Consider the following 25,537-nt stretch of genomic DNA (forward strand, 5'->3'; position numbering starts at 1 on the left):
TTTGGTCAGCTATGAATAAATTACTTTTCTCTTTTTTACTGCTGTTGGCCTTACCTCTGATTGTACTGATTATCATTGCGCCGATGAGCAGTGATAATCAGTACATCTTTGGTTTCATTTGCATCGCCATCGTATTTATTCTTGGGGTGAGTAAAAGCAAGAAGATCACCCTGATCATGATTGTTATGTCAACGATGATGTCATTGCGCTACATATATTGGCGTGCGACGGAAACCTTGCATTTCAATACTACCCTGGAAGCAGCGCTGGGGATTGCGCTATTTATGACCGAACTGTATGCCTTGGTCATTTTGTTGTTTGGGTATATACAGACTACCTGGCCACTAAAAAGAACCATAGAGCCTTTGCCTGAGGATATTTCACTGTGGCCAACGGTGGATATTTATATCCCCACCTATAACGAAAGCATGGATGTGGTGCGTGATACGGTGCTTGCGGCACAGTGCATCGATTATCCCAAAGATAAAATGAAGATCTATGTGCTTGATGACGGCAAACGTAACGAATTTGCCGTATTTTGTGCCGATGCTGGCGTAGGCTATATCACCCGAAGTGACAACAAACATGCCAAAGCGGGCAACCTGAATAACGCCATGAAAGTGACCCAGGGCGAGTTGATCACGGTGTTTGACTGCGATCACGTGGCTACGCGAGCCTTCTTGCAGGCTACGGTAGGCAGCTTCCTGGTTGATGAACGTTTGGCTTTGATTCAAACTCCGCACTATTTCTATTCGCCAGATCCTTTTGAACGCAACCTGTCTGAGGCGAGTAAAGTGCCGAATGAAGGGGCACTGTTCTATGGGCCGGTACAACAGGGTAATGACAACTGGAACGCGACATTTTTCTGCGGCTCCTGTGCGGTTATCCGCCGCACGGCGTTGGAGCAGGTGGGGGGCTTTGCCGTTGAAACCGTAACTGAGGATGCCCACACCGCGTTGAAAATGCAGCGTTTGGGATGGGGATCGGCATTTTTGGCACTCCCTCTGGCAGCCGGTTTGGCCACCGAGCGTTTGGGGTTGCATGTTATTCAGCGAACTCGCTGGGCACGCGGAATGACGCAGATTTTCCGCGTGGATAACCCCATGCTGGGGCGTGGCCTGACCTGGCAGCAGCGTTTGTGCTATCTGAACGCCATGCTGCATTTCCAATATGGTTTGCCGCGCGTCATATTCTGTATCGCGCCGTTGTTTTATCTGCTATTCAACCTGAATATTATTGCATCATCGGCGGGGTTAATTTTCGCCTACGTATTGCCCCATCTGGTGATGTCGATTTATATCAACTCCAGGGCAACAGGGCGTTATCGTTATTCGTTCTGGGGGGAAATATATGAAACCGTCATGTGTTTCCACCTGGTTATCCCTACCATGCTGGCGATGATTTCACCTAAGCATGGTAAATTCAACGTGACGGATAAAGGGGCATTACTGGACGATAACTATTTTGACTTCCACATTGTGCGGCCACACATCATTGCGGTATCCCTGTTATTGCTGGGAACCGCATGGGGAGCTGCGCGTCTGTTTATACCCGATCACTATGGGGCAAACCCTCAGGTTATTATACTGAATATCGCCTGGGCCAGTTTCAGTATGATCATATTGCTCGCCTCTATTGCGGTGGCGCGGGAAACCCGCCAGATCAGAAAAACCATTCGTGTTGAGGCCTCAATTCCCGCCGTTCTCTATTTTGCCAGCGGCGCGGCGATGCGCACGGAAACGATAGATCTTTCAATGGGGGGCGTGAGTTTGAAAACCCCGGATGAGCGTTTCCTGGATGACCCTATTGAAGAGGTTGAGCTGGCATTGAAGTCTGGCACCGTGAGTTTCCCGGTGGAAGTCATTAACGTTGATAAATCCGTGACCCGCTTGATGTTCCAAGAATTGCCGATCGAAAAGCGACGCGAACTGGTGAGGGTAGTTCTGGCACGCGCTGATGCCTGGATCCGCGATAAGCCCCACGCACCCGATCGGCCATTGCGCTCATTCCTTGGGATTCTGCGTTGTATTTTTGAACTGTTTTATTTCTCCTGGCAGGATCGCCGCGAAAAGAAACGCCGGAAACAGCAGGGCAAGCAGCTAGAGCTAAAACAGGGCCAGGACAAGGAACAGACAATATGAGAGTAGTGGTAAGAACGCTACCAACCGCCATGCTTCTGGCAAGCAGCCTGTTTTTGTGGGCCTGCCTGCCAGGTGTATTGAGTGCCGCCGAGCCAGTGATTCCCGTGCCACCTGGCAGCGAAGTTCCGGGATTGCCATCGTTACCTCGCCCAATTGATCTCCCGCTGCAATCTGGAGCTATGCCGGGGAATGAGGATCAGGCCGCTGCGGGGAGCACTCTGGCTGACAATCCGGCATTGCAGCCCGTTGCGGCGCAACCCGTTATAAATCAGGTTGTTGAATCCACGCTCAGCATTGCCGGTATGGGGCAGCCTGCGGGGTTGATGCTGAATAACTGGCAGCGGCAATCGGGGATCACCTTTACTTTACCGAGCGATTCGGTGGTGACGGCTGCAACCCTATTGCTTGATGTCGAAGTGTCACCAGCCTTGATGGAGGGAGACGCAGAACTGCACCTGATGCTCAATGGGCAACCTCTGAGCCAGCATTTACTGAACAAGCAGCATAAGTCCAAGGTAACCTATAAGGTTGCTGTTCCGGCAGCCATGGTGGTGGCGCGTAACAACCTGAGCTTCAGTATTAAAAGCAGTAATGATGCGGCTATGCAGTGCGAAAAGGGCGCGTCCGATAAATACTGGGTAAAAGTATTGCCGAGTAGCCATTTGCAGTTGGAAGGCCAGGTACTGAATATCGGCCAAAATCTTGGCCGTTTCCCGCGTCCATTTTTCGATCCGCAGGCGATGCAATCTTCTGTCGTGAATATTGTCTTCGGCCAGGCCAAGAGGCCGGAGGATGTCGGGGCTGCGGCAATAGTCAGTTCTTATCTGGGCATATTGACGCGTTATAACAACCTTGATTTCCACGTATTACAGGATGCGCTACCTGAACAGAATGGGATTATTTTTGCCCGGCCAGGGGAGCAGATCGGTGAACTGACCTTACCGCAGGCCGATGGTCCCACGCTTCAGCTGATAGATAACCCGTTAAACCCGGTTTACAAGCTGTTGCTGGTGATGGGCAATAGCAGTGCTGAGATGCGTCAGGCGGCTTACCGCCTTGTCAGCCAACCGTTACCGGAGAAAACGCCGCTGCTGGCGGTGAAGCCTGTGACGATCCCTGCGCATGTGGCCTATGACGCGCCTCGCTGGATCAACACCACCCATCCAGTCAAGTTTAGTGAACTGGTGGCCGATGTTGATGAACTTACCGTCAATGGCGTCTTCCATGACGCGGTACGTATTCCATTCCGCGCTGCACCGGACCTGTTTATCTGGGATGGCCGAAATGTGCCATTGCAAATCAACTATCGTTTCCCTACCGATAGCTGGATTGACGAAAATAAGTCGCAATTGAGCGCGACGCTGAATGGAACCTTTTTGCGTAACTTGCCGGTTAATAAATCGGGGTTGCTGGAATTGCTGTGGCGCAAATTTGGTGGGGATACCCGCCAGGAGAGCTATAGCCTTCCTTTACCACCTTACCTGATTTACGGCGATAACATGCTGGAGCTCTATTTTTCTATCGTGCCTAAAAACGGCTCCTCCTGTAACCCTGCCGATAGTGACAGCATCAAGAGCCGTATCGGCCCCGATTCTTACATCGATCTGAGTAAAACATATCATTTCACCGAACTGCCAAATCTTTCTTATTACGTCGGTGCCAGCTTCCCATTCACCCGATTAGCTGATTTTTCGCAAACCGTTCTGTTATTAGCTGAAAAACCGACTATAAATGAAATTCGGACTCTGCTTGATCTGGCGGCGCGGGCAGGTGCTGCAACCGGAAGTGCCATCAGCAATGTCGACATCCGATTCGGGTTGAAAGGCAGTGAAATGGACGATCCTGAATACAAGGGGCGGGATGTGCTGGTGGTGGCCTCATTGGCCCAGTCAGCGTTCTATCAGCGCCTGCTGCAGGATGCGCCATTTGCCATGGATAGCGATGGTTTGCTGACGGTGAAGCCACAGCCGATGCGCGAAAGACTGCAGGCTTATCTGAAAGGCAACTGGCAGACGCAGGGTATTGATGCGGACCGTTACCTGTCGTCACTCTCCGACTGGCGTGGTTTTTTCAGCTTCCGCTCCGCTTGGGATCCACAGCGGGTGGTGGTGGTTGCCAGTGCAACGGATGATGAGGGTTTAAGTAAGATCTATACTGACCTGAAGTCCTTAAAGATTAACGCCGGGATCCGTGGCGATCTGGCGGTGATTACCGACCAAAATGGAGTGAACAGTTTTCAGGTTGGCGCTCAATTCCCCAGTGGAGAGTTGCCTTGGTATCTGATCTTTATCTGGTACGCCAGTAAACATGTGGTGCTTTTATCTCTGGCTGGTTTAGTGATTTCCGTGGTGCTGGGGTTGAGTCTTTATGTTCTGTTAAGAAGGCATGCAGCCAAACGTTTAGGAAGAGATGCGGAAGATGAAGATTAAAACCTGTCTCGACCCGGTGTTATACAGGAGCTGTCCATGGAATATAACCAATTGAACATACTGCTGAAAAAGAAACTTTATTCGGCCTTTTTGGCCGGGCTGACGGTATTTTCGGTCTCGGCGATGGCCGATGACAGTAACCCGGCGTTGAAAGCCCTCTTTGAGCAGGCAGCCTATTGGCATGATAAATCTCATGATGATTTAGCCCAAGGCGCACTGCAGAAAGTTCTGCTGATGGATGAGAACAATACCGAGGCGATGTATCTGCTGTCTTTGTATGCCATGCAGGGCGGTGATAAAGAGAATGCTGAGCTATGGCGAAAAAAACTGAGTAGCGTGGCACCTAACGATCCACGCCTGAAGGCGTTGGATGGCAATACCGTGACCCAGTCGCCAGCGGCTAAAAATCTGTTGGCGCAGGCGAGGCAGTATGCTGCGAAGGGAAATTTCCCTCAGGCAATCGCCAGTTATCAGGCTATTTTCAATAGTAAAACCCCGGTTGATAACCTGGCTAATGAGTATTACCTCACGTTGGCAGGCACCCCGGAGGGGCGGCAAGAGGCGATCGATGGCCTGAAGCAGCGTGTTGCCTTGCAGCCCAGTGACGCTCAAACCCAGCTCGTTCTGGGAAAGGTAATGACTTATCAGGAATCGACGCGCCGGGAAGGGATTAGCAGGCTGGCTGCGATGGCACCCACCAATAGCGAGGCCGACCAGGCCTTGAAGCAGGCTTTACTGTGGCTGGCACCACAGCCTGCAGATAAGCCGCTGTATGATGCCTATCAGCAACGGCATCCGGCTGACAAGGCGGTTGCCGCCTATTACCAGCAGAATATTGCCGGTGCAGCAAAGAGCGCCGGGTATGCCGAATTGAATAAAGGGCAGTTGAGCAGCGCGAAGAGCCAGTTTGAAAGCATTCTGGCCAGTAACCCGAATGATCGGGATGCCTTGGCAGGTATGGGTTTTACTGCGATGCGCAGTGGTGACTTCAGCCAGGCAGAGAGCTATCTGACCCAGGCGGCGAAGCAAGGTGGCCCACAAAGTGCGCAGTGGAGCGCATTAGCCCAGGATGCCAATTTCTACGGTTCATTGACCAAGGCTAAACAGGCGGTCAGTGCCGGTCAACTGGATGAAGCTTTAGCCCTCACGGCACCGCTGGCCAATGCCACCGGTGATAAAGGTAATGCCGTGACGCTGTTCCGCGCGGATGTTTCGCGCAGAAAAGGGGATTTTGCAGCGGCGGAACAGGATTATCGCGGGTTGCTGGCGCAGAACCCACAGAATAACGATGCAAAGCTGGGGCTTTATTACCTGTTACTGCAACAGCGTAACAAGGATAAAGAAGCCGAGCTGGTTCTGCAGACGATACCTGCCAATCTGCGGCCTAAAGTCATGCGGGCAGTTGCAGGCGTCAACGTTGAGCCATTGCGTAAAGAGGCCGCATTAGCGTTGCAGAATAATGATTCCCCGCGCGCGCTGATGGTTCTGCAGCAGGCGTTGGAAAAACAACCATCGAATGTCTGGGTGCGCTTGGATATGGCACGCATTATGTATAAGCAGGGGCAGGAGCTTCAGGCTCAAACTTTGATCTCCCCGCTAATGCAGATGGGGGCCTCGCCCGATGGGCTCTACGCTGCCGCGCTGTTTGCCTCTGAGCGTAATGACTGGCTGAACGTTTCTACGCTGATGGCGCGTATCCCGGTCTCGAAGCAGACGCGCGATATGCGAGAATTAGCCGCAGTGGCCTCTGTCAATCAACAGCGCGCAAGTGCTGAAAATTATCTGCGCCAAGGCAACACCGCCAGTGCCGCCGTGATCCTGCGCCAAATGGCGCAGAAACCCCCCACTGAACCTGCAGCGCTTGGGGAGTTGGCTAAAGATCTGATGGCGGTCGGTGATACCTCCATGGCGGTGCAACTGGTGCGTGAGAATATGCGCCAGGGCGTCAAAGGGAGTGCGGGTGATTATGCTGCCCAGATCGCGGTGCTGAATCAGGCAGGATTAAGCCAGGAGGCCGATGCCTGGTTAAATAACCCGGCATTGCTGGCGAAAAGTTCGGCAAGAGAGATCGGCCAGTTGCGAAACGGTGGTGTGATCAATGAAGCCGACAAACTGCGCCTGCAAGGCCAGTATGGCGCCGCCTATGACAAATTAATCGCGGCCTTGCAGAGTGATCCACAGAATACGGACATCATGCTGGCCATGGGGCGTCTCTATCAATCTGGTAACATGAACAAGGAAGCTGGTCAGGTTTATAACTACCTGCTGAGCCGCAACAGCCTCAACCAAGGGGCACGTGAAGGGGCGGCAGGCGTTGCTCTGGCAGACGGGGATGTCAGCAAAGCTAAACAACTGCTGGGTGGGTTGCCCGCGGTAAAAACGCCAGATCAACTGTTGCTCGCTGCCCGCGTAGCCCAGGCAGATGGCGACTACACACAAGCCATGTCTCTGCTGCGTGAGGCGAAAAGCCGCCTGAGTGGCGTAAGCGTCTCATCGCCAGGGAATGGGCAGGTGTTGGTCGGTGGCTTAAGATTAGCGGATAACCCGTTTGCTGCGCAGGTGGCCACACAATCAACGCTGAGAACCACTAGCCCGTCTGTCTATGGCGAAGTTTTACCTTGGCAGGTGGCAAGCCCTACTCTAACAGGCAGTTACGCTAATAATATCTCACGCCAACCGGCCAAGAATCCGACCTTGCAGCAGATCGAAAAGCTGATGGATGAGGTGCAAAGCAAAACGGCAACCTGGGTGCAGGGCAATATCGCATTGCGTAATAACAGTAGCGGTGAGAATGGGCTGAGTAATATTACGGAAATAAAAAGCCCAATCAGCGTGTCGGGTATGCCGGTCGATAATGGGCGGGTGACATTTAATGTGACTCCGGTCATGTTAAAATCAGGAACGCCGTCTAACAGCGCCAGCGTTCGTTTTGGTACCGGGGCTTTGCAGCAGGCCAAGGCCGTTGAGGCAGCAACGCAGGCTTCGATTATTGCTTCGCAGAACTCTATCGCTGCCGCGCAGGCAGCCGATCTGCGCTATCAGGAAATTCACGCGACGCGGGATCACCTGTGTTCCATTGATTCCACCTCAGCAGAATGTGATGCAGCGACGATTGCGCAGGCGCAAGCTTATGAAGAAAAACAGTTACTTGATGGGCAGATAACGCAGCCGCAGAAATTTAACCCGAATGATTTCTATGCTGATTCCCCAGGGAAACAGCAGGAAACCGGTGTTGAACTGGCTCTGGCATTGAGTGGCGAGAGCTACAAACTGGACGTTGGCAGCACGCCGCTGGGGAGCGGAATCAGTTCGGTAGTCGGTGGTGTGAAATGGTCACCCAAAGTTAGCGAGCATTCCACGTTGGATATGACGTTGGAACGCCGGGCGATGGCTGATAGCCTGCTCTCCTATGTCGGCACTGAGGATGCGATCACCGGTAAGAAATGGGGAGCCGTGACCAAGAACGGTGGCAGCCTGAACCTGGGGTTCGATGACGGTACCGTAGGCGCTTACGGTGGTGCGGGTTATTACAGTTACCTGGGTGATAATGTTGCCAGCAACAAAAGCATCAATGGATTGTTGGGTGCTTATATCCGCCCCTATAAAGATGATGAGAATGAGCTCAAAGTGGGTGTCAACGTTAATTATATGAACTTTGACAAAAACTTGAGCTACTTCAGCTATGGTCAGGGTGGATATTTCAGCCCGCAGGATTACGTCAGTATTTCGCTGCCGATTGAATTTACTCAGAAGCAGGATGAGTTCACCTATACGTTGGGTGGCACGGTGGGGTATCAGTCTTATCACAACAAGGAAAGCGAGTATTTCCCTAATGATCCCGATCTCCAGTCGCAATTAGAGGGGTTAGTCAGCCAAGGCTACGGTAAAGAAGCCATATATGCCGCTGAAGATAAAAGCGGTATTGGCTATAGCCTGAAAGCGGCGGGGACATATAAAGTTGCGCCAAGTATGTTGGTCGGAGGGCAGTTGGGTTATGACACTTTCGGCAGCTATTCCGAGAGCACGGCTTTGCTCTATTTTAAATATCTGTTAGATGGGAAATAACCATGCAAGATATTAATAATGCGTCTTATGAACTCGATTATTATCGTCGGCAGCAGTTTAAACCAGGCTGGCAGAGTCTGATGGAAGTGGTTTTTTCTGGCATTCTTGCTTCGGCCGATGAGGCGGATAGTCGAGACTTTTTGCGTTTGATGGGGAGCCAACTGGCAGAAAAAACGCCGTTGCCCGAGGCGGAAACGGTGGGGGATCTCGAGGATAGCATCAACGCGGTGTTGAGCCAGTTTGATTGGGGGTGGGTGCAGGTTGATGCCAGCGAACAAGGAATATTGCTGACGCATTATGCTTATCCGCAAGCGCCCGATCCTGATAACGAGTCGCTGTGGAGCATCTCTTTTGCCACCGTGCTGGAAGGAGCATATGCCACCTGGCTGTTGGCTCAGGGTGGGGCACCGCATGTTGCTCTGCGCCAAAGCCAGCAATCTCAGGATCATACATTAGTCTTTAGCTACAGAAACGAGCAATAAAGGTGAATATGGTGGCTAAATATACTCAGAGTTGGGTCAGAATATTAGCTTTACTAACCGGGTTACTGTTTTCCTTTGGTTCCGTTGCGCAAGATAATGCTTGGGCGCTCTATAAACAGCGTTTTTTATTACCTGACGGACGCGTTGTTGATACCGGCAATAATAATATCAGCCATACCGAAGGACAGGGGTATGCCATGTTGCTGGCGGTATATAATAATGACCAGCAGGCTTTTGACAGTATGTGGCAGTGGACTAACGCGACGTTATACCGTAAGGATATCGGGTTATTTTCCTGGCGCTATGAACCTGGCAAAGCTGTGCCGATAGCGGATAAAAATAATGCCACCGATGGCGATATCTTTATTGCCTGGGCACTATTGGAGGCAGGGAAAAAATGGAACGTCAGGGAATATCTAAGGAGCTCATCTGAAATACAGCGCTCATTGCTGCGGCATACGTTAGTAAAATATGCTGGTTATAACGTGATGCTGCCAGGGGTAACCGGTTTTAAACAGGCTAATTCGATCACGGTGAATCCTTCCTATTTTGTTTTCCCCGCTTGGAAGGCGTTCTTTGATTATACCCATCTGCTGGTATGGAAACAGCTGAGCGATGACAGCCTCGCCATGCTCAACAAAATGTCATTTGGTAAAGCACAGCTCCCGACGGATTGGGTCACGCTGTCTGCCGACGGCCGCATGACACCGGCGAGTGGTTGGCCGCCTCGTTTCGGGTTTGACGCGGTACGTGTTCCCTTGTATGTCCATTGGTATCAAAGTGACAGCCCGGCTCTGGCTCCCTTCGTAAGGTTCTGGCAGGGTTATAATCGCCAGGCGGTGCCTGCCTGGGTGAATGTGATCACCGGTGCACGCTCCGGGTATAACCAAAGCCCCGGCATGATGGCGGTCAGAGACCTGGTGCTCGGCGCTGGCGGGCAATTGACTAACCGCTTGACCGCCGACGAGGATTACTATTCCGCCAGTCTGTATCTGCTGACCTATTGGTCCGTCGCCAGCCAGCGTTAATCTTTGGTGTAGCGTTCAGTTTGCGAGGATCGCAGCCTGAACGCTGAGTTCAAGGCTTACGCGCATCCGGGCGCACCAGATCAAAGCGGTGCTGCTCGGAGATGCCGTAATAGGCAGTAGGGCCTCCGGCGCGCAGTACCGGCTGCGCGGCTGCGGTTTGGTAGACGCCCTGTTCGTCCAGCAATACCGGGTCGATATGCACCGCGACCACTTCCCCCAAGACCAGCCAGGTTTCGATGTTTCCCCCAGCGGCATTTAGCAACTGAATGCACTGCGTCAGACGACATTCAAAATTTACCGGGCTTTCCGCGACCAGCTCTGCTTTCACGCGTCGCCCAGGGATTGGTGTCAATCCGGCGAAGGCAAATTCGTCTTCACCGCGCGGCAATGAGGCCGAACTGTTGTTCATGGCCTCTGCCAATGGCCGCGTTGTCAGGTTCCACACAAACTCACCGGTTTCTACAATGTTGGCAACGCTGTCTTTCCAGCCAGTGCTGGCAAAGCCGATAATCGGTGGGCGGTAGTTGAAACAGTTGAAGAAGCTGTAAGGTGCCAGGTTACGTTGACCAGCGGCGCTGAGTGAGGAAATCCAGCCGATCGGCCGTGGGCCGACGATGGCGTTCAGTGGATCGTGGGCCAGGCCATGGCCTGCGGCAGGTTCATAGTAATAACGGGGTTTGCTGCTCATAATCACTCTTATCGGGAAGGATCCTGTTGCCATTTTGACGTTTTTCGCCTTGGCTGCAAGCGCCTTGCCGCTCTTTTAGCGGGCTTTGTGCTATCTTACGCGCTAGAAAACCCTTTCAGAGAGCCCGTTACGGTGGAAAAAAAGAAAAGCTTCCCGCAGCAGAAAAGCGGCCTGCATCCGCGCAATCGCCATCGTTCACGCTATGATTTTCCGGCCTTGATAGCCAGTTGCCCGGCGCTGGAGCCGTTTGTGAAGCCCAATGCCTGGGGTGATATCTCGGTGGATTTTGCCGATCCGGCGGCGGTTAAAATGCTTAACCGCGCGTTGCTGCAACATTTTTACGGTATTGAGCACTGGGATATTCCAGCCGACTATCTTTGCCCGCCGATCCCTGGGCGTGCTGATTATGTACATCACCTGGCCGACCTGCTGGCAACCAGCAACGGCGGCGAGATCCCACGCGGTAAAGGGGTAGCGATCCTGGACGTCGGCGTCGGGGCCAACTGCATTTACCCCATCGTTGGGCTGCGCGAATATGGCTGGCGCTTTACCGGTTCGGAAATCGATCCGGTTTCCTTGAATGCGGCCAAAATGATTGTTGCCATGAACCCGACGCTGAAGAACAGCGTGCGCCTGCGTCAGCAAAAGCAGCCGGAGTTTATTTTCACCGGCATTATCGGTGCTGCTGAGCGTTTTGACGCCACGTTGTGCAATCCGCCGTTCCACGGTTCTGAGCAGGAAGCGCGCGCCAGCACGCGCCGCAAGCTGCACAAGCTGGGTAAAGGCGAAGTCGCCGATAAACCGGTGCAAAACTTTGGCGGCAAGAATAATGAATTATGGTGTGAAGGCGGGGAAGAAGCTTTTGTGCGCAAAATGGTGGCGGAGAGCGTCAGCAAGGCGCAAAACTGCCTGTGGTTTACTTCGCTGATTTCCAAAAACACCACCTTACCGGCTATTTACGCTGCGTTGAAGCAGGCTGGAGCGGTTGAGGTGCGCACTGTTGAAATGGCGCAGGGGCAGAAGATCAGCCGTTTTGTGGCCTGGACCTTCCATAATGGCGAGCAGCAAGCTGCTTGGGCGGCAGAGCGTTGGCAATAAAAAAAGCGGGCACGTTTAATGCCCGCTGGTTTGCTGCGGTCGATCAGGAAACGTGTTGCAGGAACTCACGCAGGCGCGGGCTCGGTGGATGGTTGATCAGATCGTGCGGGTTGCCATCTTCGGCCACTCGCCCTTTATCGATAAAGATCAGACGTGACGCCACTTTTTCAGCAAAGCCCACTTCGTGAGTGACGATCACCATCGTCATGCCTTCTTCTGCCAGATCCTGCATGACCTTCAACACTTCGTGACGCAGTTCCGGATCGAGGGCCGAGGTGGGTTCATCGAACAACATCATTTTTGGCTTCACCGCCAGCGCACGGGCAATCGCGACGCGCTGCTGTTGGCCACCGGAAAGCTCAGAAGGATAGTGGTGAGCACGTTCAGCCAGCCCGACTTTGGCTAACAATTCGCGCGCCAGCTTTTCGGCATCGGCCTTTTTCAGGCCACGCACGCGGATCGGGCCGAAGGCCACGTTTTCCAGCGCGGTCAGGTGCGGGAACAGGTAGAACTGTTGGAAAACCATGCCTGCCTCCTGACGGATCAGGCGATCGTCCACTTTCGGATCGTTAACTTTCAAACCATCGACAATCAATTCGCCGCTGGTGATTTCTTCCAGCTTATTGATACAGCGCAGCAGGGTAGATTTACCGGAGCCGGAAGGGCCGATAATTACCACGACTTCACCCTGAGTAATTTTCAGGTCAATATTGTGCAGCACCTGGGTTGGGCCAAAGTGCTTGGAGACATTTTTAAATTCAATCACAGGATTTTCATCCTTCTTTCCAGCCGACGCAGAACGAAGCTCAGCACCAGGGTAATAATCAGGTAAATAACCGCCACGGCACTCCAGATTTCCAGCGCGCGGAAGTTACCGGCAATAATTTCCTGGCCTTGGCGGGTCAGTTCCGCCACGCCAATCACGATAAACAGCGATGTGTCTTTGATGCTGATGATCCACTGGTTACCCAGCGGCGGCAGCATGCGGCGCAGCGCCAGTGGCATGATCACATAGCGGATGGTTTCACGGCGTGACAGCCCCAAAGCCAGCCCAGCCTCACGGAAACCGTTGTGGATCGACAGCACCGCACCGCGCGTGATTTCCGCAATATAGGCACCGGAGTTGATCATTATGGTGACCACGGCGGCGCTGAACGGGTCGATACGTAAGTTGCTGAACGCCATCGGCAAGGCGAAGTAGATGAACATCACCTGTACCACAATCGGCGTACCGCGGATCACTTCGATGAATACCAGTGCCACGTGGTTGGCGATCCAACCGCCGTAGGTACGGGCAAAACCGGCAACAAGGCCGATGAGCAGGCCACCAATCAGACCGAGGACCGAAATCCACAGGGTCATTTTGGCGCCTTCTAACAGAATGGGAATGGCAGGCCAGATGGCATTCCAATCGAACTGCATAATCATTTCTCCCGGTGATCCCAAACAAGGGAATCAGATACAACAAAGCGCAGGGGTGGGTACACCTCCCCTGTGCTTAACTTAGTGGTTAACCAATTGAATAAATTACTTAGGCTCGGTACCAAACCATTTTTTGTAGATTTCGTTGTAGGTGCCGTTGTCACGCAGGGTTTTCAGCGCGGCGTTGACTTTCTCACGCAGTTCATCGCTGCCTTTCGGGAAGGCGATGCCATATTGCTGGGCTTCCAGTGATTCGCCTACGGTTTTGAACTTACCGGCACCGGCAGTCTTGATAAAGTACAGGATGTTTGGCGTGTCGTGCAGTACGGCATCAGCACGCTGGGTACCCAGTTCCATATAGGCGTTGTCGATGTTCGGGAACTGGCGCAGATCTTTGGTTTTGATGTGCTGCTTGGCGTAATCCACCGAACCGGTGCCGCTCTTCACTGCCAAGACCTTGCCATCCAGATCGGCAATGCTTTTCACGCTGTCGTTATTGGCGTTCACCATCACCAACAGACCGCTTTTGTAATAACCATCTGAGAATTCGATCGCTTTCTTACGCTCTTCGGTGATGGTGATCCCCGCCAGCGCTAGATCTACGTTCTTGGTTTGCAGTGCAGGAATAATGCCGCTGAAGTCCATTGGCTTCAGGGTGTAATCCAGCTTCAGTTCTTTGGCGATAGCGGCCCACAGGTCGATATCAAAGCCAACGTATTGATCACCCTGCTTGAATTCGAATGGAACGAAAGCGGTGTCAGTGGCGACAACCAGTTTATCTGCGGCGTGGGAGCTTACGGCGAAGGCCAGGGAAAGTGCGGCCAGGGAAACTTTAAAAATCGACTTCATGAGAGGAATTCCTGTACAGGTTGCGGATTACCCATTTTCTATGTTGCATTTGGTGCTATGGAAGAATCATGCCAAGTTTGCAATCATTCAAAAAACAAAGGGTTGTGTCGTTATGCTATGCCCAGAATGATAAATCTTATCGTTATGCACCATTATTGGGCACCAAAATGGTGCATTATGACGACCTTGGTGCATCGGCCTATCATTAACCAAAGAATGGATGTGAAACAACCGATAATTAACAGTTATGCTTCAATTTTGATAACTAACTCTAACTTTGCTCCTGCAATATGTTTATCTCTGGTGCAGGAATGTTCGAATTGCATAATAAAATGAAAAGAGAGAGCGAATAAATTCGCCACCTTATCAGAATCAGCGCAACTGGCTATCTTTACTACCACGGCGGTTATACAGGCTGTTCACCGATTGCCGTTGATCCAGCCCAGTTTGGCAGGCCAGGCAATAACGCACGCCGGCTAGCGCTTTGCGCCGGGCTTCAGGGATCTCCTCCCCGCATTCTAGGCAGTACTGTTCGCTTTCACCATGCCCCAGTGCCTGGCGCGCACGCTGAACGGCATCCTCCACCGTGGAATCGATTTGATCCTGAACCGCGCCATCTGCTGCCCATCCGTTTGCCATGCTCACCTCGCTGCAGTGTATTCATTGAGTGTAATGTGGGTTGTTTATTATACAATCCGGTCTGCGAATAAAAGAAATACCGTTGGCGTATGGCCGCGATGAACCCAGCCCAGTGCGATATTTTCCTCTGTTAATTCATGCTGATATACTTGTCACCTTTCAATTGCGTGGGCCGAAGCAATGAAAGTTAACGTGGTAGGAACCAGCGGCAGCGGCAAATCCACCGTGGCGCGCCAACTGGCGCAGAAGCTGGCAGTGCCTTATATCGAAATGGATAAGCTTTATTGGCGATCAGGCTGGCAAGGAACACCGGGTGATGAGTTTCTGGCACGGGTTAATCTGGCGCTGGCAGAAGCCGCTGCAGGCTGGGTGCTGGATGGCAACTATACCCGCACCAAAGCGATTAAATGGCGGGAGGTCGACTGGGTGGTCTGGGTCGATTACGGTTTCTTTCGCACGCTGTGGCAAGCCATACGTCGTGCAACACTGCGTTCCTGGCGGCAGAGCGAGTTGTGGCCCGGCACAGGAAACTGTGAGAGTTTCCGGCGTTCTTTCTTCAGCCGGGAGTCCATCATCTGGTGGACGCTAAAAACGTATCGCCAGAACCGTAGCAAGTATTTGGCCGAGATGCAGGATGCGGATAATGGTCACATTCGTTTTATCCACCTGCGCTCACCCGCTGAAACGGCTTCTTTCCTTGCCAACGTCCAGAGGTGATTGAGCCGGCCAATCGACCGGCTCAATATTGCTACAGCAGTAACTCGTAATGCACTTTCACCACCACTTTTTTGATACTTTTTGCCCCACGCACCTGACAACCGGGCTTATGGGGCTCCAGCGGGAAGAAAATCACATACATACCGGGGGTGAGGTTCAAGGTTTGCGGGCTGCGTTTGATATCCAGCATTTGCAGGTCCTTGCTGGCATCGTAAGGATCGTCGCTGTCCCAACTGCCGGGTAGACCATAGTCAATCCGCTCCTCGCCGCCGATCAGGATCTGAATATCCAGATACTCCTGATGAATCTCTGCGCGTTTGCTTTCGGCGGGCTCCGTCACCAGTTCCATCACATTCATAAACACGCGATCGCCATCGATCTCATGTCGCCCCAGCGCCAGGCCGGGTAAATCGTATTGGCGAACGGTGTTGAGGATATTGGCTAATACTGGTGAGAGGCCGCGTCCAAAGCGAGGATTGTACAAACTACCGTATATCATCCTGATTCTCCGTAATGAACTATAGGCGGCGCCGTTGGCTGCGGCCTGCAAGCTCCTGGGTATATAACGTAATGAAATTAAAAAAACTAACACAAAGGACTTGTTGCAAGTATGGCCATTGTCAAACCAAAAAACAGTTAAGTCGATTGCAATCACATCACGGAATCAGGATTTATTTACTCGCGGCTGCGCGCAGCAACAGGTCATGAAAGGCTCTCAATCTGCGGCTTGGGTTTAATGGTCAGTGTCGCCCCCATTGAAGCGGCAATAATGGCGGCCAATGCCAGCCATTGCACATTGGTGAGGTGCTCATTGAGGAAGATCATGCCAGAAAGCGCCGCCAGCGCCGGTTCCAGGCTCATCAGGGTACCAAAGGTGCGCGCCGGGATCTTGGGCAACGCGATGATTTCCAGCGAATAGGGGAGTGCAGTAGAGAGAACGGCCACCGCCAGCGCCACGGGGAGAATATCCACGTTCAGCAACGCACTGCCCGTTTGCCAGGCGCCGATCGGGCAAAATACGATCGCGGCAACCAGCGAGCCAATGGCGACGGTGCCAGGCCCGTGATCGCCACCGGCCTTCTGGCCAAAGATAATGTATATCGCCCAACAGGCACCGGCACCTAAAGCGCATGCGGCACCAAGAGGGTCGATACTGCCGATATCGTGGCCGAGAGGCAACAGAAACCCGAGGCCGATAACCGCTAATGCCACCCAGACAAAATCGATAGGGCGGCGTGAAGAAAACATCGCCACCGCCAGCGGGCCAGTGAACTCCAGCGCTACGGCGATGCCGAGCGGCACCGTGCGCAGGGAAAGGTAGAACAGATAATTCATTGCCCCCAGCGACAGCCCATAGATCAGCAGCGGCAGCCGGCTACCCGCAGCAAAACGCATCCGCCAAGGGCGGAAGATAATAAACAGAATCAACGTGCCAATTCCCAGGCGCAGGGTGGTGATCCCTTCGGCTCCGATCAGTGGGAACAGGCTTTTCGCCAGCGAAGCACCGCTCTGAATCGAGATCATCGCAACGATCAGTAAGCAAATAGGCAACAGCGCGGAAGACGCTTTAGCAGTAACAGACGAAGACATCTCTTCAAGCCTTATGGGCGCTTCTCAGCTCTTGAGAAGGCGTAACGAAAACGAGTGAACATTAAGTGTAAATGAATTGGTATGGAGGTGTCTGCAAAAGCCTTTCAGCGAAAGTAAACTGTCAAATTTTTGCACAAAGATCGTGCAAACGCGCAAAGAACAGCCACCCTCAGCGCGTTTTAGCACGATTGAATAGGTGATTTTTGTCACAAAAAAGCGTAGGATGCAATTGAAAATATGGGTAAATTAAGCGGCTGTAGTATTCTTGTAATTTTCTGTTACACGATACAAAGCTTTAGACACTGTTTTGAAGGCAGAGTTTCACGCTGATTTTTGCTATATTTTCAACGTATGAACAAATGGTTGTACTTAAAAATAAAACGTGTTTGAGGTGGTTTATGAAAAAAATTGCATGTCTTTCCGCAGTAGCAGCTTGTGTACTAGCAGTTAGCGCCGGTAGCGCATTCGCCGGTGAGAGCACTGTATCCGCTGGTTATGCCCATGGTGATTTCCAAGGCGTAGCTAACAAAGCTGATGGTTTCAACCTGAAATACCGTTACGAGTTCGACAACAGCCCGCTGGGTGTGATTGGTTCCTTTACCCATCTGGAAAAGAACGGTACTGAAAGCGGTTTCTACAACAAAGTACAGTACAGCGGCATCACTGCTGGTCCTGCTTACCGCTTCAACGACTGGGCGAGCATCTATGGCGTGATCGGTGTGGGTTACGGTAAGTTCACCAGCAACGCTAAAAACGGTTCTAACGACAACAGCAACAGCGATTACGGTTTCACTTACGGCGCTGGTCTGCAATTCAATCCAATGCAGCAAGTTGCTCTGGATGTAGGCTACGAGCAGAGCCGCATCCGTAGCGTTGACGTTGGCACCTGGATGGTTGGTGCAGGTTACCGCTTCTAAGTTTTCTTCACGCCCGTTGGTGTGAATGTGTGGCCTTGGTTGCTGCACCTATTGAAAATCCGCCTTCGGGCGGATTTTTTGCTTTTGACGCACGTGAACTGGCTGATTCGCAGTCTCTTTCTCACAACAAACGCTGCATCACCACGATAGGCTGCTGGTGATACTCGCTGTGGTGGCTTTCGGCAAAGCCAACCTTCTTGGCCAGCCCGTGAGAGGGGCGGTTTTCTGGGGAGATAATGCAGACCGTTTTGCCCTGCGGAAAATGCCCGGCAGCCCAGGTTAGCGCAGCCTGCAGCGCTTCGGTGGCATAACCTTTGCCATGGGCAGCACTGGTTAGCGCCCAGCCCATTTCTGGTGCATCAAGCGCAGGCTCAATGGCGCGATGAAAATCGGCAAAACCAATGTCGCCAATATAGTTGCCGCTGGTTTTTTCACGCACAGCCCAATAGCCGTAACCCAGCAGTTGCCAGTGGCCAAGGTAGCGCAACAGGCGGCTCCAACTGTCCTCCGCGCTGCGCGGTGTGCCGCCGATATAGCGAACAACGGCAGGATCTGCCCACATGGCCGCCAGATCGGCAAAATCGTCCAGCCGGTGGGCATCCAGTATCAGGCGTTCGGTAATCAGCGTGGGTACAGTGTTGATGGTGGTCATGATGAGCTTCCTGAATAAGGCGCATACCCGTCATACTGCAAGTTGCATGTGCGTTGGCTTTGTTACTCGCCCCTTCGGGGCCGCTGCGTCGCCGCCTTCCTGCAACTCGAATTACTTTGGGTATAGATGTAGGGGCGAATTGATTCGCCCCTACTAATTTACCCTATATAGCGGTTCTCGGGCACCATCAGCAACGCGTTATACCACCAGCCACAGTAACCAGGTGAACAGGAAGCCGCTCAGGCCCAGTAGGGTGGTCAATACCGTCCAGGTTTTCAGACCATCGGCCACTGAAAGGCCCAGGTATTTGGTGACAATCCAGAAACCTGAGTCGTTCACATGCGATAGCCCCAGGCCGCCAAAGCAGGTGGCGAGCGTCACCAGCACCAGCTGTAGCTGATTGAGGCCGGTAACTGCTTCGGAAAGCAGCCCGCCGGTGGTCAGAATCGCCACGGTGGCAGAACCCTGTGAGGCACGCAGCGCCAGGGAGATGATAAACGCCGCCGGGATCAAGGGCAGGCCAATGGTGGTGAGCACCTCTGCCAGCGCTTTACCAACGCCAGACTCCACCAGCACTTTGCCAAACACCCCGCCCGCACCGGTTACCAGGATCACCACCGCCGCGGTCGGCAGCGCAGCACCCATGATGTCGCTGGTATGTTGCAGGCTCCAGCCACGGCGCATCGCCAGGAAGTAGAATGCCAGCAGCAGGGCAATCATCAGGGCCACCGCCGGAGCACCGATCAAAGATAAAACATCGCGCAGCGCCGAACCCGGTTCCAGCAACGTGGCTGACACGGTGCCGAGCATAATGATGGCGATAGGAATGACAATCAGCGCGGCAATCAGCCCGGCACCCGGTGGATTGATGCGATCGCTGAGCGGTGCGTTGCTATCAGAGCTTGATTCAGGGGCAGCTAACTGCAACTGCTCCAATACCTCAATGGAAAGCGGGTAGGCTTTGCGGTTCAGGTAGTTTGCTGCGAAGTAACCGATAATCCCTACCGGAATACAGATCAGCAGGCCGATAATCGTCAGCCATCCTATGTCGGCGTGCAGTAACCCCGCAGCGGCCACCGGGCCCGGGTGCGGCGGCAGCGCAACGTGCACGGTCAGCATGACGCCCGCCATCGGCAAGCCGAATTTCAGCGGGGAAACTTTAGCCACCTTGGCAAAACCGTAGATAATCGGGGCCAGAATGATAAAGCCGACGTCGAAGAACACCGGGATGCCCAGAATAAAGGCGGCCATGGTCAGCGCGGCGATGGTACGTTTTGGCCCCAGCGCTTTACTGAAGCGCTGCGCCAGCGATTCGGCACCGCCGGAGTGTTCAATCATTCTGCCGAGCATAGCACCCAGGCCGATGATAATCGTCACTGAGCCCAACACGCCGCCCATGCCGGCGGTCATCACTTTCATCACTTCACCGGTTGGGATGCCGCTGGCCAAGGCGACCAGCAGGCTGACTACCAGCAGGGCGACGAACGGCTGAACTTTGGCCTTGATCACCATCAGCAGGAGCAGCAGTACGCCCAAAAGGGCGATGATCAGTAGCATAGAGGTAGACATGGTATAGCCTTTATTCTGATAAGAGTCCGGCACCGCGATCGCCCAAAGGCGATACGGGTGCGTTTGATGTTTTTATAGGGTTTAGAACCTGGTGTTGGCCGATGCCCGATTACAGGTAAGGTTTCACCCAGCCGAGCCCGGCGGTAGTTTCACCCCGCGGTTTATATTCACAACCGATCCAGCCCTGATAACCCACCTTGTCCAACAGCGCGAACAGCCAAGGGTAATTCAATTCCCCGCTGTCTGGCTCGTTACGATCAGGCACCGAGGCAATCTGAATATGGGCATAACGCCCGGCCAGTGAGGTGACCAGATTACTGATGTTGCCGTCCACCAACTGTGCATGGAAGAAATCGAACTGGATAAAGGCGTTGGGGCGATCGATCGCGCTAACCAGCTCCGCCGCCTGATGTTGGCTGGCGAACAGGTAGTTGGGCTTGACCGGCGGGCTGAGTGCTTCAATGAGCACCTTGATGCCATGAGGCGCGAAGCTATCGGCAGCGTAACGGAGATTGCTGATAAAGGTTTCCTGGTAACGGGCACGGTCCTCACCCGGCGGCACCACGCCAGCCATGACGTGCACACAGGGGCATTTCAGCGCGATTGCGTACTCCAGAGCGCGGTCAATGTCCGCGCGGGCATCCGCTTCGCGGCCGGGCAGCGCCGCCAGCCCCCATTCGCCTGCGCTGACGTCACCGGGGGCGGTATTGAACAGCACCTGTGAGAGCCCGTGCTGGCGCAGTTTTTCTGCCAGCAAATCGGCAGGATATTCATAGGGGAACAGGAATTCTACCGCTTTGAATCCGGCGGCTGCGGCGGCAGCAAAGCGATCCAGAAACGGCAGTTCGGTAAACATCATCGATAGGTTAGCAGCAAATTTTGGCATTTTTTCAACTCCGTAATTCGGCAATTTCATCGGCGGTTAAATAACGAATCGGGCGATCGCCGAGGGTGAAAATCAGCTTCGCCGCATCTTCCATTTCTTCGGTATTGTTCGCGGCTTCGCGCAGGCTTTCACCGGTTACAACGGGCCCGTGGTTGGCCAACAGGAAAGCCTTATACGCCGGTGCCAGCTTGGCGAGATCTTCCGCCAACCGCGTATCGCCAGGGCGGTAGTAAGGCACAACCGGCACCTGGCCGACGCGCATCACCACATACGGGGTAAAAGGCTTGATGGCATTTTCCGTATCCAACCCCTGCAGGCAGGAAAGGGCGGTGAGGTAAGTGCAGTGCAGATGTACCACCGCCTTGCAGGCCGGGTTATGTTGATACAGCGCACGGTGAAAACTGATCTCTTTTGACGGTTTATCACCGGAGATCCACTCACCGCTCAGGCTGACTTTTGACAGCCGATCGGCCTGTAGCTCCCCTAGGCAAGAGCCAGTGGGGGTCGCCAACAGGGTGCCATCTGGCAGCAGCAGCGAGAGGTTACCCGCTGAACCGGTGGCGTAGCCACGTTGGAAGAAAGAGGCGCCCAGGCGCACCATTTCTTCTCTGGCCTGCAGCTCGGCGGCAGAGGGCTGTGCAGCAGCGATCGTCATACAGGAAACTCCGTTTGTGCTCTGGCGAAAAAGTTTTCATCGCCGAAGTTGCCCGATTTCAGGGCCAGTGAGACAGGTTGTTCGATAGCGCGTACCCAAGGGACGCCGGGGGAAATGCAGGGGCCGATGTGGAACCCGCGGATCCCCAACGCCTGGGTGACGACGCCAGAAGTTTCGCCGCCAGCAACGATGAAACGGCTGAATCCACGCTGCTGCAGGCGTGTGACCACGTCGGCAAACAGCGCCTCCACCGCCTGACTGGCCGCCTCAACACCATATTGCTGCTGAGTCTGCTGCAACTGCTCCGGTTCGGCGGTGGCATACAACAGCGGAGCCAGCGCTGCTCGCGCATGCTGTTCCACCCAACTGCTGAGTTCGTCGGCATAGGCGCTGCGATCGGCGTTATCCATGCAACGTGCGACCTCAATGGCCTGAGCGGCAGCCTGCTGGCGATAGCGGGCAACCTGCTTATTGGTCATGGTCGAGCAGGAACCGGAAAGCACCACGGCTTTTTGGCCCTGTGGTGCCCCGGCGGATTGCGCCTTTTCCTGGCCCGGCTGCGCCCATTGGCGAGCAATGCCGATCGCCAGCCCGGAACCACCGGTCACCAGCTTCATGGTTTTCAGCGCTTCACCTTGGGTGAGCAAATGCTGCTCATTAAGGGTATCTAACACGGCGTAGCGCACGCCTTGCTGTGCTAGCTGCTGCAGTTTCTCTTTTACCGCACCGGCCCCGCGATCCATCTCTGCCGCATTAACCAGCCCACAGCGCCCGCTTGCCTGCGCCTCCATCAGCCGCAGCAGATTACTGTCGGTCATCGGTGTGACCGGGTGGTTGCGCATGCCGGATTCAGACAGCAGTTGATCCATCACGAACAGATACCCTTGATACACCGTGCGCCCATTGACCGGCAGCGCAGGGGAGATCACCGTTTGCTGTTCGCCCAACGCATCGAGTAAGGCATCGGTCACCGGGCCGATATTGCCCTGCGCAGTGCTGTCGAAGGTGGAACAGTATTTGAAATAGAACTGACGGCAGCCTTGCCGTTGCAACCAGGCCAGCGCCTGCAGCGATTGCTCTACTGCCTGATCGACCGGGCAGGAGCGTGACTTCAGGCTGATCACCACAGCCTGAGCATTCACCGGGGCATCGTCCTGTGGCACGCCGTTCAGTTGAACGGTGGGTAAGCCGTTTTCTACCAGGAAGCTGGCGATATCGGTCGCACCGGTAAAATCATCGGCAATCACTCCGAGTAGCATTAGGCGTTCCTCTTGTTGTCTGGCAGGTTGATGCCGGAGAAAATCTTGATCACTGCGCTGTCGTCTTCTTTACCGTAACCGGCATTGCTGGCGGAGGTGAACATATTGAATGCCGTGGACGCCAGCGGCAGCGGGAAGTGCAGCGCTTTGGCGGTGTCGGCCACCAGCCCGAGATCTTTAACGAAGATGTCCACGGCGGATTTTGGCGTATAGTCGCCATCTACTACGTGACGCATACGGTTCTCAAACATCCAGGAATTCCCCGCAGCATGCGTGACCACATCGTACATGACGTCCAGCGGAATACCGGCGCGTGACGCCAGCGCCATCGCTTCGGCCCCGGCGGCAATGTGCACGCCAGCCAGCAACTGGTGGATGATCTTCACCGTAGCACCCAGGCCGATCTCTTCGCCGATGCGATAGACTTTACCGGCAACGGCGTCTAATACCGGTTGTAACTGGGCGAAGGTAGCTTCGCTGCCGGATGCCATTACCGTCATCTGGCCCTCAGCGGCTTTAGCTGCGCCGCCGGAAACCGGGGCGTCCAGCATGTTAAGGCCATAGGCTTTCAGCCCCTGTTCAATCTCTTTGGCATCGGCGGCGGCAATAGTGGAAGACACCATCACTGCGGTGTTAGGTTTTAGCTGTGGTGCCAACCCGTTGTCGCCAAAAAGAATGTGTTTGACCTGTGCTGCATTGACCACCAGCAGCAAGACGGCATCCAGTTCAGCCGCAAACCCTGCTGCGCTGGTGGCCGCCTGTTTGGCCCCGGCCTGCTGCAGTGCAGCCAGTGCCTGTGGGTTGAGATCGACACCATAAGTGGTGAGCCCGGCGTTGATGCATGAGGTTGCCGCGCCCATGCCCATGGAGCCCAAGCCGACGATACAGACTGAATAATTTCCTGGCTGTGTCATGAGATACTCCTGTTAATTTTAGTGATTATTTGTTTTGTTGTGTTAAATGTAAGCGTTTTTTCGCCTGATATCGGTGATCGCCTTCACAATTATTAACAATGTATAAGAGCATCAATCACAACAGAAAATCTAATTAATATAATGTTTTTAAAGGTTTTTTATGATTGCGTTCGGTTTCGCAGTCTGAAAAGCTTTGTTTTCGCTGCACGAGAATTGACGTAAAATCACAATTATTATCACTGCGGTCATTGAGAGGAAATCGTGATACCTGTTGAACGCCACCAACAAATTCTCGCGCTGGTGTCTGAGCGCGGCGTGGTCAGCATTGCTGAACTGACCGAAAGGCTGGGGGTGTCGCATATGACTATCCGGCGTGATCTGCAAAAGCTGGAAGAGCAGGGCGCGGTATTGACCGTGTCTGGCGGCGTACAGTCTGCTGAGCGGGTGGCGATGGAGCCTTCGCATCAAGATAAAGAGGGCATGTTCAGCCAGCAGAAAGCGGCAATTGGGCAACTGGCCGCGCGCCAGATCCCCATTAACAGTTGTATCTACCTGGATGCGGGCACCACTACGTTGGCATTGGCCCGGCAGATTGGCGATCGCGACGATCTCACCGTCGTTACCAACGACTTTGTGATCGCGGCTTACCTGCTGGAGCACAGCCAATGCAAGCTGATCCACACCGGGGGCACCGTATGCCGTGAGAACCGTTCCTGCGTCGGGGCCGCAGCGGCTCAGGCTTTGTCTCATCTGTTTATCGATCTGGCGTTTATCTCAGCGTCTTCGTGGAGTATGCGCGGGCTGTCAACGCCCAGCGAGGATAAGGTGATGGTGAAAAAGGCGATTGTTGAAGCCAGTCGCCGCTGTATTCTGCTGAGCGATACCTCTAAACATGGCAAGGTGGCGACTTATCTGGCGCTGCCGATTTCTGCGTTTGATGCCATCATCACGGACAGCAATCTGCCGGAAGCGGTGCAGGCTGCGATTCGGCAAGCAAATATTACGCTGCTGATGGCCAATATCTGACCTATTACTTACCGGTTTGTCGAGTTCGCCAGCAAAGCACCCGCTGGCGGTAGCTGGCAAGTTCTCTTTGTTAACATTTTTTCACTTATCTGCAGATGGAAATGCTGATTTTAACGTGATGTAATGAAAGTTTTTATTTTCATTTGAGAATAGAAAACGTTAAATCATATTGATTTTAAAGCCAAATCCTCGTCAAAAGTCACTGCTTACTCTCATTTATCTCTGATCAGATTTATTTTTAAGCTTAAAGTGTCACTATTTTTACATTAAAAATTAATGAAAAATGTAATTTATATCTTTTTTGGGCTTAAAATTGATTATTTTCAATATAAAAAACTAACTTTAAGATGTTTAACATATAAATATATCAATGTGCGGCATGTTTGTATAACCTTGGCATCGGGTTATGAGAAAATTCTTACTCCAGGGAGGGGGAAGCCAAGATGGGAGTTTCTTGGTGTTAACATATTGAAAATAATGCGTAAAGCAGGACTTACGAAAGTTAGCTTCT

General features: G+C 53.3%; 22 protein-coding genes. 9 read left to right on the forward strand and 13 right to left on the reverse strand.

Annotated elements, in window-relative coordinates; genetic code table 11:
- Window positions 1-11: 11 nt before the first annotated feature.
- The 5 genes from bcsA to BMI79_RS05545 are packed head-to-tail and all read left to right on the forward strand — an operon-like array spanning window position 12 to window position 10,145.
- A complete protein-coding gene (bcsA, locus tag BMI79_RS05525; RefSeq protein ID WP_076941135.1) occupies window positions 12-2,141 on the forward strand; it encodes a UDP-forming cellulose synthase catalytic subunit in 2,130 nt (709 codons plus the stop codon).
- Entirely contained in the window at window positions 2,138-4,570 is a 2,433-nt protein-coding gene (gene bcsB / locus BMI79_RS05530) for a cellulose biosynthesis cyclic di-GMP-binding regulatory protein BcsB (protein WP_076941136.1), read from the forward strand. Before bcsA ends, bcsB begins: the two co-directional genes overlap by 4 nt.
- Before the next feature lie 36 nt (window positions 4,571-4,606).
- The gene (locus BMI79_RS05535; protein ID WP_076941137.1) at window positions 4,607-8,635 is read left to right on the forward strand and encodes a cellulose biosynthesis protein BcsC; all 4,029 of its coding nucleotides are present in this window, start codon (window positions 4,607-4,609) and stop codon (window positions 8,633-8,635) included.
- Window positions 8,636-8,637: 2 nt separating this feature from the next.
- Window positions 8,638-9,117, forward strand: a complete 480-nt coding sequence (bcsD, locus tag BMI79_RS05540) for a cellulose biosynthesis protein BcsD (protein ID WP_076941138.1) — start codon at window positions 8,638-8,640, stop codon at window positions 9,115-9,117.
- 8 nt (window positions 9,118-9,125) lie between these two features.
- Window positions 9,126-10,145 (forward strand): family 8 glycosyl hydrolase, encoded by a 1,020-nt coding sequence (locus tag BMI79_RS05545; RefSeq protein ID WP_076941242.1) that lies wholly within the window; start codon window positions 9,126-9,128, stop codon window positions 10,143-10,145.
- Between the two features lie 49 nt (window positions 10,146-10,194).
- Here the strand turns inward: BMI79_RS05545 and BMI79_RS05550 are convergent, their stop codons facing one another.
- On the reverse strand, window positions 10,195-10,833 hold the full coding sequence (locus BMI79_RS05550; RefSeq protein ID WP_076941139.1) for a flavin reductase family protein: 639 nt from the start codon (window positions 10,831-10,833) through the stop codon (window positions 10,195-10,197).
- 132 nt (window positions 10,834-10,965) lie between these two features.
- Between BMI79_RS05550 and rlmF the strand changes: the two genes are divergently transcribed.
- Window positions 10,966-11,931 carry a 23S rRNA (adenine(1618)-N(6))-methyltransferase RlmF gene (rlmF, locus tag BMI79_RS05555; RefSeq protein WP_167370513.1) on the forward strand — a complete coding sequence of 322 codons (966 nt, stop codon included), beginning with the start codon at window positions 10,966-10,968 and terminating at the stop codon, window positions 11,929-11,931.
- Window positions 11,932-11,974: 43 nt separating this feature from the next.
- Here the strand turns inward: rlmF and glnQ are convergent, their stop codons facing one another.
- The 4 genes from glnQ to BMI79_RS05580 form a co-directional block, all read right to left on the reverse strand.
- Window positions 11,975-12,697, reverse strand: coding sequence for a glutamine ABC transporter ATP-binding protein GlnQ (gene glnQ / locus BMI79_RS05560; RefSeq protein ID WP_076941141.1), 723 nt, complete (start codon window positions 12,695-12,697; stop codon window positions 11,975-11,977).
- A complete protein-coding gene (gene glnP, locus BMI79_RS05565) occupies window positions 12,694-13,353 on the reverse strand; it encodes a glutamine ABC transporter permease GlnP (RefSeq protein WP_076941142.1) in 660 nt (219 codons plus the stop codon). The genes glnQ and glnP overlap by 4 nt, the downstream gene beginning before the upstream one ends.
- Window positions 13,354-13,458: 105 nt before the next feature.
- Window positions 13,459-14,202 (reverse strand): glutamine ABC transporter substrate-binding protein GlnH, encoded by a 744-nt coding sequence (gene glnH / locus BMI79_RS05570; RefSeq protein WP_076941143.1) that lies wholly within the window; start codon window positions 14,200-14,202, stop codon window positions 13,459-13,461.
- A 372-nt stretch (window positions 14,203-14,574) separates the two neighbouring features.
- Window positions 14,575-14,841: a DksA/TraR family C4-type zinc finger protein gene (locus BMI79_RS05580; protein WP_076941144.1), complete on the reverse strand. Its 267-nt coding sequence runs from the start codon at window positions 14,839-14,841 to the stop codon at window positions 14,575-14,577.
- 180 nt (window positions 14,842-15,021) lie between these two features.
- On the opposite strand from BMI79_RS05580, the gene BMI79_RS05585 reads away from it, so the two are divergent.
- On the forward strand, window positions 15,022-15,558 hold the full coding sequence (locus tag BMI79_RS05585) for a shikimate kinase (protein WP_076941145.1): 537 nt from the start codon (window positions 15,022-15,024) through the stop codon (window positions 15,556-15,558).
- Between the two features lie 31 nt (window positions 15,559-15,589).
- On the opposite strand, the gene nanQ is transcribed toward BMI79_RS05585, so the two are convergent.
- On the reverse strand, window positions 15,590-16,057 hold the full coding sequence (nanQ, locus tag BMI79_RS05590) for an N-acetylneuraminate anomerase (RefSeq protein WP_076941146.1): 468 nt from the start codon (window positions 16,055-16,057) through the stop codon (window positions 15,590-15,592).
- A gap of 203 nt (window positions 16,058-16,260) precedes the next feature.
- Window positions 16,261-17,148, reverse strand: coding sequence for a threonine/homoserine exporter RhtA (gene rhtA / locus BMI79_RS05595; RefSeq protein ID WP_076941147.1), 888 nt, complete (start codon window positions 17,146-17,148; stop codon window positions 16,261-16,263).
- Window positions 17,149-17,546: 398 nt separating this feature from the next.
- Here rhtA and ompX point away from each other — a divergent pair, with 398 nt between their 5' ends.
- Window positions 17,547-18,065 (forward strand): outer membrane protein OmpX, encoded by a 519-nt coding sequence (gene ompX, locus BMI79_RS05600; protein WP_076941148.1) that lies wholly within the window; start codon window positions 17,547-17,549, stop codon window positions 18,063-18,065.
- Window positions 18,066-18,186: 121 nt separating this feature from the next.
- Here ompX and BMI79_RS05605 read toward each other — a convergent pair whose 3' ends face one another.
- From BMI79_RS05605 to ltnD, 6 genes are all read right to left on the reverse strand, one after another.
- Window positions 18,187-18,717, reverse strand: coding sequence for a GNAT family N-acetyltransferase (locus BMI79_RS05605; RefSeq protein WP_076941149.1), 531 nt, complete (start codon window positions 18,715-18,717; stop codon window positions 18,187-18,189).
- A 198-nt stretch (window positions 18,718-18,915) separates the two neighbouring features.
- Window positions 18,916-20,286: a GntP family transporter gene (locus BMI79_RS05610; RefSeq protein ID WP_076941150.1), complete on the reverse strand. Its 1,371-nt coding sequence runs from the start codon at window positions 20,284-20,286 to the stop codon at window positions 18,916-18,918.
- A gap of 109 nt (window positions 20,287-20,395) precedes the next feature.
- On the reverse strand, window positions 20,396-21,172 hold the full coding sequence (locus BMI79_RS05615) for an HPr family phosphocarrier protein (RefSeq protein WP_076941151.1): 777 nt from the start codon (window positions 21,170-21,172) through the stop codon (window positions 20,396-20,398).
- 4 nt (window positions 21,173-21,176) lie between these two features.
- Window positions 21,177-21,827, reverse strand: a complete 651-nt coding sequence (gene otnC / locus BMI79_RS05620) for a 3-oxo-tetronate 4-phosphate decarboxylase (protein ID WP_076941152.1) — start codon at window positions 21,825-21,827, stop codon at window positions 21,177-21,179.
- Complete coding sequence (gene otnK / locus BMI79_RS05625; protein ID WP_076941153.1) at window positions 21,824-23,086, reverse strand: 3-oxo-tetronate kinase; 1,263 nt, start codon at window positions 23,084-23,086, stop codon at window positions 21,824-21,826. The genes otnC and otnK overlap by 4 nt, the downstream gene beginning before the upstream one ends.
- Window positions 23,086-24,000: an L-threonate dehydrogenase gene (gene ltnD, locus BMI79_RS05630; protein WP_076941154.1), complete on the reverse strand. Its 915-nt coding sequence runs from the start codon at window positions 23,998-24,000 to the stop codon at window positions 23,086-23,088. Before ltnD ends, otnK begins: the two co-directional genes overlap by 1 nt.
- A 261-nt stretch (window positions 24,001-24,261) precedes the next feature.
- On the opposite strand from ltnD, the gene ygbI reads away from it, so the two are divergent.
- The gene (gene ygbI / locus BMI79_RS05635; protein WP_076941155.1) at window positions 24,262-25,026 is read left to right on the forward strand and encodes a DNA-binding transcriptional repressor YgbI; all 765 of its coding nucleotides are present in this window, start codon (window positions 24,262-24,264) and stop codon (window positions 25,024-25,026) included.
- The last annotated feature ends 511 nt before the right edge of the window (window positions 25,027-25,537 follow it).

Source organism: Serratia oryzae, assembly GCF_001976145.1.
GTDB classification, from domain to species: Bacteria; Pseudomonadota; Gammaproteobacteria; order Enterobacterales; family Enterobacteriaceae; genus Chania; species Chania oryzae.